The 15,528-nt window shown below is 68.8% G+C and carries 14 protein-coding genes; 4 read left to right on the top strand and 10 right to left on the bottom strand.

Going from position 1 to position 15,528, the window contains the following annotated elements:
- Positions 1-29: 29 nt before the first annotated feature.
- Together ACSNOH_RS01335 and ACSNOH_RS01330 are read left to right on the top strand one after the other, a co-directional pair.
- Complete coding sequence (locus ACSNOH_RS01335) at positions 30-908, top strand: glycosyltransferase family 2 protein (RefSeq protein WP_436719262.1); 879 nt, start codon at positions 30-32, stop codon at positions 906-908.
- A 35-nt stretch (positions 909-943) separates the two neighbouring features.
- Positions 944-1,819: a class I SAM-dependent methyltransferase gene (locus ACSNOH_RS01330; protein WP_436719261.1), complete on the top strand. Its 876-nt coding sequence runs from the start codon at positions 944-946 to the stop codon at positions 1,817-1,819.
- Positions 1,820-1,856: 37 nt separating this feature from the next.
- Here the strand turns inward: ACSNOH_RS01330 and ACSNOH_RS01325 are convergent, their stop codons facing one another.
- Entirely contained in the window at positions 1,857-2,291 is a 435-nt protein-coding gene (locus ACSNOH_RS01325) for a hypothetical protein (protein ID WP_436719260.1), read from the bottom strand.
- A 47-nt stretch (positions 2,292-2,338) separates the two neighbouring features.
- On the opposite strand from ACSNOH_RS01325, the gene ACSNOH_RS01320 reads away from it, so the two are divergent.
- Together ACSNOH_RS01320 and ACSNOH_RS01315 are read left to right on the top strand one after the other, a co-directional pair.
- Positions 2,339-3,076, top strand: a complete 738-nt coding sequence (locus ACSNOH_RS01320) for an NUDIX domain-containing protein (RefSeq protein ID WP_436719259.1) — start codon at positions 2,339-2,341, stop codon at positions 3,074-3,076.
- 555 nt (positions 3,077-3,631) lie between these two features.
- Complete coding sequence (locus tag ACSNOH_RS01315) at positions 3,632-4,369, top strand: HAD family hydrolase (protein ID WP_436719258.1); 738 nt, start codon at positions 3,632-3,634, stop codon at positions 4,367-4,369.
- Between the two features lie 312 nt (positions 4,370-4,681).
- Here ACSNOH_RS01315 and ACSNOH_RS01310 read toward each other — a convergent pair whose 3' ends face one another.
- The 9 genes from ACSNOH_RS01310 to ACSNOH_RS01270 all read right to left on the bottom strand — a co-directional run bounded on the left by ACSNOH_RS01310 (position 4,682) and on the right by ACSNOH_RS01270 (position 15,526).
- Entirely contained in the window at positions 4,682-6,502 is a 1,821-nt protein-coding gene (locus ACSNOH_RS01310; protein WP_436719257.1) for a helicase HerA domain-containing protein, read from the bottom strand.
- A 194-nt stretch (positions 6,503-6,696) separates the two neighbouring features.
- On the bottom strand, positions 6,697-7,473 hold the full coding sequence (locus ACSNOH_RS01305; protein WP_436719256.1) for a hypothetical protein: 777 nt from the start codon (positions 7,471-7,473) through the stop codon (positions 6,697-6,699).
- 18 nt (positions 7,474-7,491) lie between these two features.
- The gene (locus tag ACSNOH_RS01300) at positions 7,492-8,682 is read right to left on the bottom strand and encodes a peptidase M23 (protein ID WP_436719255.1); all 1,191 of its coding nucleotides are present in this window, start codon (positions 8,680-8,682) and stop codon (positions 7,492-7,494) included.
- Complete coding sequence (locus ACSNOH_RS01295) at positions 8,683-9,513, bottom strand: hypothetical protein (protein ID WP_436719254.1); 831 nt, start codon at positions 9,511-9,513, stop codon at positions 8,683-8,685.
- Entirely contained in the window at positions 9,510-11,627 is a 2,118-nt protein-coding gene (locus ACSNOH_RS01290) for a hypothetical protein (protein WP_436719253.1), read from the bottom strand. The genes ACSNOH_RS01295 and ACSNOH_RS01290 overlap by 4 nt, the downstream gene beginning before the upstream one ends.
- Entirely contained in the window at positions 11,624-12,187 is a 564-nt protein-coding gene (locus ACSNOH_RS01285; RefSeq protein ID WP_436719252.1) for a hypothetical protein, read from the bottom strand. The genes ACSNOH_RS01290 and ACSNOH_RS01285 overlap by 4 nt, the downstream gene beginning before the upstream one ends.
- Positions 12,184-14,733: an ATP-binding protein gene (locus ACSNOH_RS01280; protein WP_436719251.1), complete on the bottom strand. Its 2,550-nt coding sequence runs from the start codon at positions 14,731-14,733 to the stop codon at positions 12,184-12,186. Before ACSNOH_RS01280 ends, ACSNOH_RS01285 begins: the two co-directional genes overlap by 4 nt.
- Positions 14,730-15,278, bottom strand: a complete 549-nt coding sequence (locus tag ACSNOH_RS01275; protein WP_436719250.1) for a hypothetical protein — start codon at positions 15,276-15,278, stop codon at positions 14,730-14,732. The genes ACSNOH_RS01280 and ACSNOH_RS01275 overlap by 4 nt, the downstream gene beginning before the upstream one ends.
- Complete coding sequence (locus ACSNOH_RS01270; protein WP_436719249.1) at positions 15,278-15,526, bottom strand: hypothetical protein; 249 nt, start codon at positions 15,524-15,526, stop codon at positions 15,278-15,280. Before ACSNOH_RS01270 ends, ACSNOH_RS01275 begins: the two co-directional genes overlap by 1 nt.
- Between the last annotated feature and the right edge of the window lie 2 nt (positions 15,527-15,528).

Below are 15,528 nucleotides of genomic sequence, written 5' to 3'. Positions count from 1 at the left end.
ATAATCCGCACCAGCAGAAGGGCCAGCCCGTGAGCACCGGAGCACCGCGCCCCGCGATCGGCGCCGTCGTCCTGACAATGAACGACCGGCCAACCGAGTTTCCCCGGGCCATGGCCTCGCTCCTCGCCCAGGACGGTGTGGACCTCGACGTCGTCGTGGTCGGAAACGGATGCGAGCCCGCCCAGGTACCGGACGGCGTACGGGCCGTCGCGCTGCCGGAGAACGTGGGCATCCCCGAAGGCCGCAACATCGGCGCCGAGAACGTCAAGGGGGACTACGTCTTCTTCTTCGACAACGACGCCTTTCTCCCCACCACCGACGCCTTGGCCTGCCTTGCCGCCGAGCTGGAGCGCGACCCGCACCTGGCCTACGTACAGCCCCGCATCGCCGACCCCGACACGGGCGTCACCCTGCGCCGCTGGGTTCCCCGGCTGCGCGCCGGCGACGCCACCCGGCCAGGCACCGTGACCGTCATGGCCGAAGGAGTCGTGATGGTCCGCCGCACCGCCTTCGAGCTCAGCGGCCGGTGGCCCGGGCACTTCTTCCTCTTCCACGAGGGCATCGACCTCGCCTGGCGACTGTGGAACCACGGCCACACCGGCCTCTACGCGCCCGACATCCTCGTCCACCACCCGGCGACCAACCCGGCACGCCACGAACGGTTCTACCGGCTCAACGCCCGCAACCGCGTGTGGCTCGCCCGCCGCAACCTCCCCGCACCCTTGATCCCCCTCAACCTCACCACCTGGACCCTGATCACACTGTGGCGCTTCCGCGACCGCAACGCCCTGCGCGCCTCGCTCGCCGGCTTCCGAGAGGGACTCCACGAGGACCCCGGTACGCGATCGCCGATGAGCTGGCGCACGGTCGCCCGGCTCACCGCCGCGGGCAGGCCGCCCATCTTCTGATCTTTCTGACCGTCTCGGAGCGAGAGGAGCCCCTGTTGCCCGAAGACAGCACCACCACCATCAGGCCTGAGATCATCAACTACTACGCCCACGGCTACGAGGAAGCAGACCGCTTCGCCGCCGACACCGCCTCCGCGGCGAGCATGCTCGAATTCGTCCGTATCCAAGAACTCCTGCGCCCCTGGCTACCCCCGCCGCCCGCCGCCATCCTCGACGTCGGCGGCGGGCCCGGCGCCCACGCCCGGTGGCTCATGGACGACGGCTATACCGTCCACCTCGTCGACCCCGTCCCCAAGCACATCGACCAGGCGCGAGCTCGCGGAATCGAAGCCTCCTTCGGCGACGCACGCCACCTCGACACCCCGGACCACACTTACGACGCGGTACTTCTCCTCGGCCCCCTCTACCACCTCACTGAGCGAGCCGAACGGATCAGGGCCCTGAACGAAGCCGCCCGCGCAGCGCGCCCAGGCGCCCTTGTAGCTGTAGCTGCGATGAACCGCTACTCGCACTTCCTCGACCAGGCGGTCAAGCACACCCTCGCGAACTCCGACGTTCACGGCGTGATCGCCAGCACCATGCACGGTGGTGTCTACGACCGGCCTGGCCTGGGCTTCACCACGTCCTACTTCCACACCGCCGCCGACTTTCGTGACGAGCTCACCACCGCCGGCCTCCACACTGCCGCTCTGCACGGCACTGAGGGGCCCGGCTATTGGATCCTCAAGACCATCGAGAAAAGAGCCAATATTCGCATAGCGATCGATTCGGCGGAATTCGCTTCCGCTCTTGCGGCGGCCCGGCTTGCGGACGGACAGCAAGACCTCCTCGCCGTCACCGCTCACCTGCTTGCCATCACACACACCGCGGACGGCATGCCCCAGCCTCAAGGGATTAAGTCGGACGGGTGATCCCTGCTCGATCTCGCCCGCATCAGCGTCGCCCTGGCTAGCCTCGGCCGGGCCAGGAGCACGGCGTGCTCTTCGGCCGAGGCAGTCCGGCGGCCCGCTCAAGGAGTTTCCGGCGCCCGCAGACCACCACCAGCACACCGTAGAAGCCATGTCGTGGAGTGGGAGCTAGTCCGGCGTCTGACTGATCGCCTGCCTGGACGGTCACAGCACGCTGCCAGCCGAGCAGCGGCGCATCCTCCAGATCCTCAAGATCAGCGAGGAGGCCGGCGAAGCCGCTCAGGCCGTGATCGGCGCGATGGGCCAGAAGCCGCGCAAGGGCTTTTCCCACACTCGGGACGACGTTCAGGCCGAGGGGTGCGACATGATCACCACAGGCATGGTCGCACTCCGCTGGCTCACCCCTGACGCCGACCAGGTCTTCACCCGGCATCTGGCGGGCACCATCGAACCTGACCTCGGCGAAGTCGGACAACCTGCCCTGGGACCTGCACCGCCCCCGGTCACTGGGCCCCTCCTCCATTGATCAGAAACGCCACGAGCGGCCTCGTCGTCCGCGGCGGTCATGTCCTCTTCGTGCGCGGCGACTGGCCTCAGCCCGACACGTACTGGCTTCCGGGCGGAGGGCAGGAGCCGGGCGCGACACTGCTCCCCTGCGAGGAGCGTGAAGTATTTGAGGAAACCGGTGTGCGCGTCGCTGCCGGGCCCTTGGTGCAGGTCCGCGAGAACATCTCGGCGAATCACCCAGACGGGCTCGTGCCAGCGGACTCGGAGCACCGTGTAGACGCCATGTTCTGGTGCGAAAACCGACGCCCGCACACTGTCCGGCTCGCCGGGCACCATCGACACCCCAGGGTCGTTCAGCCGCAAGTGGATACATCCCAGCAGGCAACCGAGATCAGCGGCCCGCTGCAGGGCAAGCTCAATCCCCCGAATATGCGACCCCTGCATCCAGGAGAAAAGGGCGTAGCTGCGCCCTCCGGACTCGACCACCAGTTCCCCTGTGCTGGCCTCCTCAACAGAGCAAGCAGGGACGCCCTGGGCGGACAATTCCGCCACGACGCTCAGGTTCCGACGAGTCAGCGAAGGCGAATGTCAACGATCTCCTTGAGCGCGAAACTGCCGCGCGCCGATCTCAGACACCAGTTCCGGTTCATCAATCCGTCGGCCAGGTATCGCGCTTCGACGATCTCACCCAGACCGTACACCGAGGCGATCCTCGATAGATCATCCCTGGACACAGTCGGCTGCGTGGCTTGAGATCCCTCATCCATCACCTGGTGAGCCTAGCCGGGTAATTGCAACGTAGCAGGCAGATTTGGCCTTCTCGCCGACGCAAGAGCAGACGGATGACTGTTCGCCGGAATCCACGGTCCGTTCCCGCAGCTTTACGTCGACTGTTCGAGGGTCGGCCCCCTCGCGCTGGGGCCCTGCACCTGGGCGGAGAGGGCCCGTGCGTCCTTCTTGCACGGATTGGAGGCCCTCTAGTGCGCCGCTACTGGTGTTCTGGACTGCTGGCGTGCCCCCAGTGACCTCCAACGCCGCCTGAAAGCCGAGCCCGTCGACCTGTCCGCTGGAACAGCCCCACCAACGTCGGTACCCTCCTGGTCGGATACATCACCCTCCAACCGTTGCCTGATCAGCTCACCGTGTGGACCGCCGCAGCGGGCATCCACATCGCCGCATGGCGCCGACTCCCACCGCCGGCGCCCGTGCGTACTTCCTTGGCCTCCTACCCTGGAGCAGGTAAGGCACAGGGCCAGCACCTTCACGATCTGCCCCATCCCGACCGGCCCAGCCGCTACTGTCCCCTTCGTGCGTGCACCGAGGGGACAGCAAGCCGCCCACCCATCCGGCCCCGACCCGTCGCCGCCCTTGGCGCTCTTCGACCTCGACGGAACCCTGATTGATCGCGTTCACGGCCTGCGGCACTGGGCGGAGGAATTTACCCGAAGCCGAGGACTCGGCCCGGGCGCCGTCGACTGGCTCGTCGAAGCCGACGCCGACGGCTTCAAGCCCAAAGATCAGTTCTTCGCCGAGGTCCGGGAACACTTCGCCCTCGATGAGAACCCCGACGCCCTGCACGACGAGTACCAGCAGCGGTACCCGCTCTTCCTCTGCTGCTCCCAGCACGTCCTCGATCAGCTTGCGCGACTCCGCGCATGCGGATGGCGGGTCGGTGTCGTCACCAACGGCCTGACCCGCACGCAGACGGCCGTCCTGGAACACTCCGGGCTCACGCAGCACCTCGACGGCTGGATCATCTCGGAAGAGGCAGGCATCCGGAAGCCGGATCCCCGCATCTTCGCCCTGGCCGCCGAGCGCTGCGGAACCGGCCTGGCCGCCGGCTGGTTCTGCGGGGATTCCCCCGAGGCGGACGTCATCGGTGGCCAACTCGCCGGGCTGCGGACCCTCTGGATCCGACGCGGACGCTCATGGCCAGCCTCCCTGCCGCCACCTGACCGAACCGCCGACGACATCACCCAGGCCCTGCAGTACCTGCTCGACCTGGCCGCCGACTGGCCAGTGCCACCAGGAGCGGCAGTGAACTGAACTAGTTCAAAAGCGCTAATCGCCGAAGACGTACGCCAATGGCCGTTTAGGAGCGCAGGAGAATCGAGGCACCCTCGCACCGGGCGGTCCTCCGAATCGGTGCATTCACTCGCGCCGCTCAGACCAGCTCCTGGCCGGCCCGCAGCTCGACTTGCTCGAAGGACTGACCCGGGCGGCGCCAGCCACCCTCGCCCTGCTGCACTGCCTCCCCGGGCACAGCAAAGCCCCTACCGCCAGCCCGGCGTGGCGCATGGGCCGCGCGACCGCCCTCGCACAGCAGCAAGGAGGCAATAGCCTCCCAGCCGCCCAAGGTCAGGACACACCATCCGGACCCTCTGTCGCGCGAGGCCGGTTACGGGCCCACCGCTTGAGGTCCGAGGCCCGGTAGAGCAACTCCGTTCCCTTCTTTCCTGCCGACTTGGGGAAGTCGGGGTCGTTGGCCCGTGCCCACCTCAGGGTTGTGAGCGTGATGCTGGGCAGATGCTTCAGCTGGGCTTGGCGCAGCCCGAGCAGTTCGTCGGCCGGCTTCTCCGGTGCGGTCGATGGTTCGGACGGAGTCTGGGTGAGTACCACAGCGGGGGCGGTTCCGGTGGGCAAGGCCGGAGCTGAGTCGGCCACGTGAGCAGCCGGGTTCTTGGGGGGTGCGGATTCGGTGGGTGGGGTCTTCTTCAGTGTCACTGGGCCGGCGTTGGCTGTGTTCATGGCCCAGGCGCGGGCCTCGGCGTGGGTCATGAAGAGGACCTGGGTCTCGTGGGCGGTGCCGCCGAGGACGACCTGGGTGCGGCCGATGTGGGTGGTGCTCTTGGGGGCAGGAGTGATTTCGGGGGCGAGCATGCGCCAGGCGTTCTGGCTGTAGCGGGCGAGAATGCGGGTGTAGAAGTTCTCGCGCATCTCGGGTCCGCCGAGGGCGCGGGCGGTGGCGGACTGGGCGACGAGCAGGACGTGGAGGCGGACCTGGCGGCCCATGAAGAGAATCTCGGCAAGGGCGTCGATAGCCGGGGAGACCTTCGGGTCACCTGACTGCCGGGTCTTCTCCCAGTAGCGGGCCAGCTGTTTCATGGTGGCGTTGACCTCTTCGAGGAGGATCGCCAGCCGTGGCCCTACGGCGGCCGGGTCGGCGTCCTCGCCGAGTTGCTCGGCCAGGAGCATGCGGCGTCGGCCCTCGACGCCGAGTTCGATCAGGGCGTCGTGGATTTCTGCGATGTCGCGGCAGTACGTCACCCCGGGGACGCCGCGCGCCCAGGGGTGGGAGATGCGCTTGTAGTCCAGGACGAAGGCCTGGGCGCCGTTGCGGATCAGCTGAGCGGCGATCGTGCGCAGGATCACCGACTTGCCGCCGCCGGTGCCCGCGGAGACCAGGACGTGCGGGGATTCGGCGTCGAGGTCGACGGAGACCCGCTTGCCGGAGCTGCCCAGGCCGATCAGCGGGGCCGGCTCCGGCATGCGGGCGAGGAGCTCGCGTACCTGCGGGTCGCGGAAGAACAGCCTCTCGGGCGGCCGGTGCGTCTTCTTCACCAGCACATATGGTTCCTTGCCCGCGGGGCGCCAGGAGAAGGAGACGCCTTCCAGGGCGAGCTTCTTCATGATCAGTGATGCCACGAGCTCCTCGTTGAACCGCAGGTTCACGGGCAGGTCGATGCGGATCTCGGCGTCGTCGTCGGAGAAGCGCAGTGGCACGTGAAGGTAGGTGCGGGGGTCGGTCTGCTCCGGGATGCCCAGCGGGGCGGCGAGCGCGAGGTGCAGGGGTTCGACCCACTCGCGCATGAGCTCCCGCCGCTCCCGGCTGAGAACGGCGTACGCGATTCCCCCGGCGGCCGCCACGCCGCCCACGCCGGGGCCGCCGTACTGGAGGGCTTGCAGAGTCGCCTGGGGCTCCTGCCAGTAGCCGTACCCGGCACCGCCGGCTGCGCCCAGTATGGACAAGCGGACGGCCAGGCGCTGCCAGCCCGCCCGGAATGACCGTCGCGGCACTGGTCCCTCCGTCTCCGGCAGGATCCGGCGGCCGGGCTTGAAGAAGGTGGCGTCCGTGCGGCGGATACCGTCCATGTCACGGCCTGACAGCAGGCGGCCCACGCCCAGGCCCAGGTTTCCGGCTACCTCCTCTATCTGATCGTTGAAATCGCCTCGCGACATATTTGCGCCTTTCGATGTTTTCGCCCGGTTGTCCGGAGTGGTCAGCAGACCGTCCGGCGAACGGCCGGTGGACAGAGATGGCTTCACGACGGCAGGCGGATGCTTGCCTGTGGAGAAGAGCAGGCCTGCCGGACGCCATGACGGATCACGCCCCGGCAGCCCTTCCTTCTGGTGTGCCGTGTGGCGCGCTGCGGTCACGGTGCGCCGCCCTGTGGCACGACGGCCTCGCAGCAGGCGCGTACATCGCGTGCCCGGTCGCGCTCGCCGAGGCGTTCAAGCAACTGCAGGAGCTCGGTGCTCGCCGCCCTACCCCTGGAGGGATCGGTCCGGGCGGTCTTCCGCCATACGGCGTGCGCGTTACGGACGCAGCGGGCGGTTTCCTCGTATGGCAGGGCGCGGGCTTCGTGACGGCGGGTGGCGGTGTGGAGGAGGAGCTGGGCCGTCTCGTGGTCGTAGGGTTGCTGGCGCAGGGTGAGCCAGGCGCGCAGGGTGACGATGTTGATGGTGTGCGGGTGGTGGGGCCCGAACTCGCGCTCCAGGGCGGTTTCGAGGGTGGCCGCGGTAACGATGGCCGCGACGAGGTCGCCCGCGCGGTCGGCGGCGGTGAGGTGCTCGAACAGCGGCTGATGGTGCGCGGGGAGCGGCTGCTGCCAGTCGGAGACGGCCGTGCCCGGGGCCGGGACGGGCTGCTCGCGCGGTGGGGCGGGGTGGGGGTGGTCGAGGGTGGTGACGGTGCCGTCGGTGTCGACGATCAGGGGCCAGACAGTGCCGTCGGGTTCCTTGGCAGTCACGCGTACGGGCTGGCCGTGCAGGGCCGCCTTGACGCGGACCTCGGCCAGGGCGGCCACGCGCGGCTCCTGGCCGGGCACGGCCTGGACCGGTTCGCCGTCGAGGGTGGCGTGGCCGGTGGAGGAGACGGTGATCGTGTAGACCGGTCGGGCCGGTACGTGGCCGGGTTCGGGGACGGACATGATGCTCTGCTTTCTCGGTCATCCGCCGTTGGGGAAGTAGGGCGGCGCCCAGCCCTCGTACGTCGCACGCCACTTGGCCTCGATCTCGGTCGCGGGGACGACGTCGATGTATCCGGAGCGTTTGATGTCGTTGCTGGCGATCATCCCGTTGCCGAGGTAGACGGCGACGTGGCCGGCGACCTTGCCGGTGTCCCAGAACATCAGCGCACCAGGGGGCGGGTTGCGGTCCTTGTCGTGTTTCATGCCGGCGGGCATCTCGCGGTAGTGCTGGATGGCGTACGGGGTGCCGGAGAAGTTCCAGCCGTAGGCGCGGGCAACAAAAGCCAGGCACATCGCGTACCAGTTCTGGCCGCCCGTCTCGGACTCGCGCCGGGCCCAGGCGATGGCCTCCGCAGTGGAGCGGGGGTTCTTCACGTTGCCGGGCCAGTTGGCGGCACCGTCGTGGAACGCCTTCCCCGGCTTCCCCGGCTTCGAGGAGTCGGCGTAGCAGTTCTCGGCGTTGTCCGGGCGGCCCGAGGGCGGTCCGGACGGCTGCCCGTTCCCGGTCGAGGTGCCGGCACGGTCGAGGTCGATCTTGGCGCCCTGGGCGATCTGCCGGGCGGTGTCCTCGTGGACGGCGTAGAGGCTGCCGTCGGCAGAGCGCTGCACGGCCTGGGCTGCTTGGGCGTAGCCCATGGTTTCCCAGCCCTTGATGTCGGTCAGGCCGGGCGGGTCGCCCTTGTCACCGCCGAAGAAGAACATCTTCGCGGCGTACCCGACGTTCATGATCTGTTCCTTGGTGCCCCACCCCGTGGACGGGCGCTGCTGGAAGACACCGACCGAGTCCCGGTCGCCGTGATCGAGATTGAGGAGCTGGGACTCCTGCAGGGCCGTCATCAGGGCGATGAGGGTGGCGCGGCCGGGCAGGCCGTTGTTCTTCGCCACCCGGTCGATGATCTCGGCGTTCTCGGTCTGTTTCTGCCGCAGATTCCCCGACGGGTCCCCGGCGCCGATGTTGTTGCCGCTGCGGTCGACGTCGGGGCCCGATCCCGGGTTGCCTCGCTCGCCGCAGCCGTTGTCCCGGGCGCTGGCGCTGCCGCCGAGCATCCCGATGATGCTCATGAAGAAGATGAACGGCAGGAACAGCGCCCCGGCGACTGCGGCGAGCTTGAGTATCAGTCCCCGGCCGGCCGCGCCCGCGGCCAGCCGGATGACGTCCTGGGCCTCCATCTATAACCCCAGGACGCGGGTGATCTGCCACGTCCTGTCGCCGCTGAGCATCACCTCAGTGCGCAGGGTGCGGGTCTCGGTGTAGTCGGTGTAACCGTGCACCTTGATCTCGGCCGCGGCGGTGCGCCACACCCGCAGCGGATTATCCGGCGGCAGTCCCCCGCCGGCCGGGGTGATTTTGACGTCGGTGACGGTCGCGATGCCGCCACGGCTGACCAGGATGTCCCACGCGGGGTCCGTGTGGTGCAGCAGGTTGTCAGTCAGCGCGGACGAAGCCCACGGCGCCGCCCGGCGCACCGGGCCCTCGTGGGTTTCATCCACGGGCGGGTTACGGGTGAGGTACTGGCGTACCCACTGGTCCACCACCGACTCCGCCTGACGGACATCAGGGGTCGAATTCTCGGACAGCGAGGCCGGCGGCGACGGTGGTGGTGATGAGGGCTTGGACGCGGCGGGTGCCGTCGAGGGCATGGCCGATGGGGTGCTCTGCAGGGCGGAGTGCGACGGGGCCGGCCGGCTGGAGGCCGCCGCGCCGGTGCTGGTGTCGCTGCTGCCGGACCACCCTTTCACCCCGAGGCCGACGAGCAGGAGCAGCACCACCAGGAGCAGGGCGCCGCCCGCGGTGACCGGCTCCTTCCGTCTCTCCTCGCGTATCCACTCCTGCCTGCGCTCGCGGTCACGCCGCCGGTAGGCCTTACGAGCGCGGCGTCGCTGCCGACGCGTGCCCTCCTTCGCCTCCTCGGGGTAGTCGTAACGGGCTTTCAGCAGGTCCCGCCACTCCTGGGCACTGCTGGGCTTCCGCTCCTGGCGGTCATTGCCGTTCTCGGTCACCGGGCGGCTCCCTTGCGGGTCACCTTCGGCGCCGGACGCGTATGACCAGCAGGCCGGGCTGGGGTAGCCGGGCGGCGCGGCGGGCGGTGGGTGACGCTCTTGATCACCTTGTGCTGAATGATCTTCGGGGTGGGGTCACCCGGCCGGGGCGGGGACCGGAACGCAAACTGCGGAGCCACATCATCAACCTCCGGTCGCAGCAGCGGCGAGGGACGTCCCGGCGGTACCAGGCTCGGGGTGTGTACGGGCGGCGGGGCAGGGGTGTCCTTGTCGCTGGCGGTGAGCTGCGGCACGCTCCGCTGCCCGGCCGTTCCGAGCGCCGCACCGGAGGTGTCCTCTGATTCCGCGTTGCCTGAAGGCAATTCCGGGCGGGACCGCCGGGGGCTGGTATCAAGGGGCACATGGACAGATGCAGACGTGACGGTCGCCGGTTTACCAGCCACGTTGCGGGTCCGGCTGATCGTCACTGACAGCGCCGGCTCCGGATCACTCGTCAACGCCACGGTCGTGCCCGACTGCTCCGGCTGCTCCGGCTGCTCCGGCGGCAACGGCCTCCGGATACGGTCCGACGGCAGAGGCGGAGGCACCGGGCGACGCGGGACCCCGGACCGCAAAGGGCCCGTTCCGCCACCAGGACGCCGAGGGGACGGCTCATCCGGGGTGCCGATCCCATCGTCGGTGCTGCTGCCGCCGCTCCGGTCACGAACGGGACGGCGCCGGCGACGCTTGAAGCGGCGGCCAATGAACCGGGCAGCCTTCGAAGCACCCTTGGCTGCCAGCAGGCCCATAATCGCGCCGCCGGCGCCCATGCCACCGCTGATCCCGACGATCGAGTCCAGGAGCCTGCGGAAGCGCAGGGCGACGAGGGCGGCCGCGATGCTCAGGCCGGCCGAGGGCAGCCACCCGATGGTGGGGATCAGGCTGGTGACCGTGGTGTTGACGATCAGCGTGCAGCCCAGAACGAGGGTCGCGATGCACGACTGCAGCGTGAAGCCGACGAGCTGATCGAACCAGCGGATGCCCCACTGCCGGGGCCTGCCGGGGATCACCCACATGCAGGCAAACAGCACGCCGGCGACCAGCAGCATCAATGCGCCGAGCAGGGAGGCGAGGGAAGTGAAGGCCAACATCACGACCACGGCGCCGAAGACGATCACGGAGATCAGGGCGGGGACGACGACCATGGTCTGACCGATCGGGTTGTGACCCTGCGCCCATCCCCGGGAATCCGGTCCGATCCCAGTCACCTTTTTCTTGATGTATTTCGACCGTTTGTCCTTGCTAATGCCCTCGTCGAGGATCGCCTTGCCATGCTTCTCGCACGCCTCCAGGCTCCCGAACTGCGCCACGCACCATGGGCCGGCCACGTAGGAGCGCCAGAACGCGTCGGTGGCCTTGCGGATCGTGGTCTTCTTCTCATCGCTGCCGTACTTCGGCTTGTGGCCCATGTCGAACGGGAAGTCCTGGTTGCCCTCGCCGAGGCCGTTCGCGGTGGCGTTCATCGCGATGTTCGCGCCGAGTTGCCGTCCGGTGTCCACCGTGCTCACCCACGTCCCTGGGCTCACCAGCAGCGACACAGCTAGGAGGCCGGAGGTGAACACCCAGGCGATCTGGTTCAGGGCCGAGCCGCGGGCGCCCTTGTGCTTCATGAAGGCGATGAGCCCGCCGACCGCGAGAGCCGCGGGCAGTAGCGTGGCCGTCAGGCCCTTCGACGCGCCGCTGATCGCGGCCGTCAGCGGTTTCTCCAGCTCCGGGATCGTGATCGTCTGGAACAGCCACTGGATCAGAACCGCGACGGCTGCACCCACAGCAGCGGTCAGTGCCATGCAGATCTGAGGAATGATTTCGGCGGCAGGATCGAGGACGTCGAAGGACCCGTAGTCGGTGTCGAGGTGCCACATCAGCGGGTTCGTCCACGTCTCGTACATCGTGCCCTCGCCCTTACCGACACTCTTGTCCGGCGATGGAAGAAGGGCACCGATCCCGGCCGGATCGATGTCCTCCGCATGAGCGGCACCGGCCAGTACCACGAGCGTGGTGTAGGCGCCCAGCAGCGGGATAACAAGGGTTCTCAGGCGCGGCAGCCGGTACCGCAGCGACAACCACGCGCTCACCTGCGCATCTCCTTCGACAGCGTGGCTCGCATGAACTCGGGCGTCACCTCACCCCGCAGCGCGTCCTCGACCTGCTCCACCAGCCATTGCCCGTCCTGCTGCACCAGGCGCAGCGCCCACCGCGACAGCTCGGTCTCCTTGGGGTGGAGGTAGTTGTAGGACAGGATCACACCCTGGCCCGCAGGGTGCTCGCCAATCGCCGGTACCTCGCCCGTCACCTCGACCTTCACCGGTCCTGTGGGAGCGTGCTCCGGTTCCGGGGTGCCCGACGGAGACGGGGTGGCGTGAGTCGGCGGCGGCGCATCGTAGGCTTCCTCCTTCTTCGTGCACTCCTCGACGCTGCCCTCCCTCAGTGAGGGGGCGCGAAGCTCACAGACCCGCCGCCATTGCCGGGCATTGAGCGCGTTCTGGTACGTGAGCGCCGCTTTGGTCACCGCGGCCGCCGGACCGTCCGCCATGTCCGGCTTCTCGTCCGAGTGCTCTCCCGAGCAGCCCACGGCCAGAAGGGCGGTCACCGCCGCGAGCGCGAAGGCTCCCGTTGTCTTCTTCCTGCTCTTCACGCGGATACCTCTTCCTTGGCCAGGCTCGGCCCGGCCGCATCGTCGGGGCGGGGGGTGGTGCTCAGCAGTTCCAGGAGCTCCATCGAGGGCACGTCCCACTGCACGGTGGCCGCGGAGAACCGCCGGTCCCGAATGATCGAGTGCCCGTGGCGGATCTCCCCGTCGCGCTCCACGCCGACGGCATGGATCAGGGCGCGGGCGTGCCGTCCGGCGGGCAGGCCCAGGAGCTGGGCGAGGGCGTCCTGCTGGGATTCGGTCGTCAGCTGGAAACCGACCACCGTGGTGAGCTGCTCAACCACGCCGGTGAGCTGGGCGAGGGAGTCCGGGTCCTGGGTGTCGATGACCAGCGCGGTGGACAAGGCGCGGCCGACGCGGGCGATGTAGTTCAGGAACGAGGAGCCCTCGCGCGTGGCGGTCAGGACGTGCACCTCAGGGACCGCAACAACCTTCCGCAGACCGCGCAGGTCCTTGCGGCCGGCGGTGGTGATGCCGTAGGCGAGGAGCGAGTGCATGAGCGCCACGGACAGACGCTGACTGACACCCCAGTCCTCGCGGGAGTCGTCCACGCCCGGCAGGGTCAGGCCGGGGATCTGCATGACCCAGATACCCGGGTCTGGCTGCAGCGGGACCGCACCCGTCGGCCGTCCCATGAACGGCGCGCCAATCCCGGTCAAGGAAAGCTCGTAGAGGGCTTCGCCGGTCTCACGGGCGAGCTCATCGTCCGTGCTCGCGCGAAGCTTCTCGACCACCTTCCATGTCGCCGGGTCGCCCTCGGCGATCACCGCGTTGGTGGCCTGTTGGATGGGGGTCTCGGCGCCGCGGGCCCGCAGGTGCGGGGGTACGGCAATGCCCAGCTGAGCCGGGACTTCGATCTGTGCCCGCTCGGCGCCGTCCGCGGTGAGGAGGTGGAAAAGGTCAGCGACGCCGGCGAACTTCGTTCCGGTCTCCACCAGATGAGCGTTGAGCCCGTACCGCCGGCCGGCTGCCACCACGCCGCCCAAGTCACCCTTGAAGTCCAGCGCAAGGACGAACGCGCCTCGGAAGGCGGCATCGAGCAGTGACAGCATCATCGATGTCGTCTTGCCGCGGCCGGAGCGGCCGATGAAGGCGGTGGTGGTGGCGTCGCCGCGTTCGGAGCCGGCGGTGATGTCGTTGCGGAAGATGCCGGGGGTGGAGCCGGTGAGGTAGCCGGCGATGGGGCCTTCGTCGTCGCCGACCTTCGCGCCGCCCCACCACCAGGATCCGGCGAGAGCGGCGACTTCGCGTATGTGGCCGAGGTCGGCGACGCGGAGACGGTCGCCGGGCTGGGCTTCCAGCCACAGCTCCCGCTGCTCCTCCTCCGCCACCGCGACCTCAATGCCGAAACCGCCGTAGTGCGTGACGACGGCGTCGATGCGGGCGCGTAGGTCTTCCAGGGAGGCGGTGCTGGTGACGATGAGGCGGGGGTGGTCCTCGACGAGGGTGACGTCCTCGCGCTTCATCTCCCGCGCGAGCTCCGCCATTGCGTCCTCGGTCTCCTCAACATCCCGGCCGGCTTCCTCGGCGGAGTGCTTGGCCGCGGACTGGCGCTGCTCCTTCGCCAAGCGGCGGGCGTCCTCGACGCGCTTGAGGGCGTCCTTCTTCGGCAGCACCTTGAAGCGGACGGACGGCTCGGGGCTGACCGGGAGCTCGAAGGGAGTGTCGTCGTCGACGTCCTGGTCGAGGTCGTCGGCGAGCTCGGGCATGTAGGTGATCTCCGAGACCACCCGCAGCCACTCCCCCACCCCTGGTGTGTCCATCTGCTCCGGGAAACCCGACATCACCAGGACCGAGACCCAGGCCGTGGGCTGCCCGTCGACATCGAGGATCCGGAGGTGATCGGGGTAAGGGAGGATCCGGCCGCGCGTGAGCTGGGCAAGCTTCGCCCCCGTGATCCCCGCCGTAGTGGGTGCGGGCAGCGGGGTCTCGCGGCGCTGTTCGCGGGCGATCATCCACGACAGCATGTCCACCGTCGCCGGCTGCGCCCGCCACGGCGTCGGCTCCAAGCGCCGAGCCATCCGGCGCACCATCGCATCCAGGCGCCCCAGTTCGCGCCGCGAGATCGACGTCGACCCGATGCCGAGGGTGTCCTGCGCGGTGCGACCGGCGGCCTTCGCCTGGCCGGTGCGCTCGGTGATGCGTACGCCGAGCATCAGGTGCCGGGCGGGCAGGGCAAGGCTGTCGAGGCGCTGCACCTTGAGCGCCGCCCACTCACGAAAGTGCCCGGCGGTGAAGAGGGTCTCGGCTTCCTCCTGGTACTCCTCGGCGTGCAGCGGGGCCCAGAGAACGCGGAGGTGGCATTCGTAGCCGGCCAGGGTACGGGCCAGCGCGCTGGCGGCCTGGTCCTGCTCGGCATCCCGCGCGGCCTCCGACATCAGGTCTGTGTTCGAGGAGTCCAGCACAAACCACGCCTCGGCGTGGGTATCGGTGACGATCAGGCCGTCGGCAATGGCCACGTACTGCGGCGGGCGTGCCGAGCGGTCCCCGCCCATGCCGAAAAACGTGCCAAGACGCTGCGCGAGCTTCATGCCGTATCTCCCTTCTTGCGTGCCTTGAACAGCTCGTCCGGGCCGTACAGCCGCGGCCGCGCATCCAGCTCCAGCGGGGCGCCGGCCAGGACCTCGGACCGGCCGCGCCCCGTGCCGAAGAGGAGCTCGGAGCGGCCGCCGGTCGCATCCGACGCTGCCTCGGCCCGGGTGCCCCAGCGGGCGCGGCGGGGGATCCATTCGCTGCGGGCTGCGGCGCGGCGGCCGCCGCAGATGATCGGCCGGTGCCCGAGGGTGAGATAGCGCAGGACGATGGCCCATTGGGTGATGTTCAGGCGCCGGTCGAAGCGCCGGGAGCGCTGCATCCCCACCCAGGTCGTAAGCAGAGGCGGCAGGAAATAGAGAGTGAAGGAATAGATACCCGGCAGTCCGAAGACAAGGATCATGCCGCCGCTCCACACCCCGAAGAGCACTGCGCCGATCAGCAGTGCCCGGCGCGGGGCGCCCTCGCCGAGGTCGATGCCGAGGAGTTCGTGCTGGCGGGTGTCGAGGTCGAAGTGGCGGGTGTAGGTGGTCCCGGTGCGCATCAGGAACCTATGACTTTCTGCCAGATGCTCTTCAGCAGCTCGACGGTGGCATCGGGGAACCAGACGAATCCGACGACCAGGACCGCGGCGGCACACATGGTGATCATGCCTCCCCAGTCCTTCTTCATGAACGAGCCCACCATGCGCGCGGCCAGCACGGCGATGAACAGGTTTCCGGCGACCACCAGGACCCACTTCTTCAGGCCTTCACCGGTGACCAGTGGTGCAGCCAGCGTTATCAGTTCCATGG

This window comes from Streptomyces sp. URMC 127 (assembly GCF_051386535.1).
In the GTDB taxonomy this organism is placed as follows: domain Bacteria; phylum Actinomycetota; class Actinomycetes; order Streptomycetales; family Streptomycetaceae; genus Streptomyces.
This window is presented reverse-complemented; position numbering and strand designations above follow the sequence as displayed.

What these genes read in the sequence shown, in the direction of transcription:
- ACSNOH_RS01275 (WP_436719250.1), bottom strand. Translation starts at nt 15,278, where the DNA reads ATGCGCACCGGGACCACCTACACCCGCCACTTCGACCTCGACACCCGC.
- ACSNOH_RS01300 (WP_436719255.1), bottom strand. Translation starts at nt 8,682, where the DNA reads ATGGAGGCCCAGGACGTCATCCGGCTGGCCGCGGGCGCGGCCGGCCGG.
- ACSNOH_RS01310 (WP_436719257.1), bottom strand. Translation starts at nt 6,502, where the DNA reads ATGTCGCGAGGCGATTTCAACGATCAGATAGAGGAGGTAGCCGGAAAC.
- ACSNOH_RS01305 (WP_436719256.1), bottom strand. Translation starts at nt 7,473, where the DNA reads ATGTCCGTCCCCGAACCCGGCCACGTACCGGCCCGACCGGTCTACACG.
- ACSNOH_RS01280 (WP_436719251.1), bottom strand. Translation starts at nt 14,733, where the DNA reads ATGAAGCTCGCGCAGCGTCTTGGCACGTTTTTCGGCATGGGCGGGGAC.
- ACSNOH_RS01270 (WP_436719249.1), bottom strand. Translation starts at nt 15,526, where the DNA reads ATGGAACTGATAACGCTGGCTGCACCACTGGTCACCGGTGAAGGCCTG.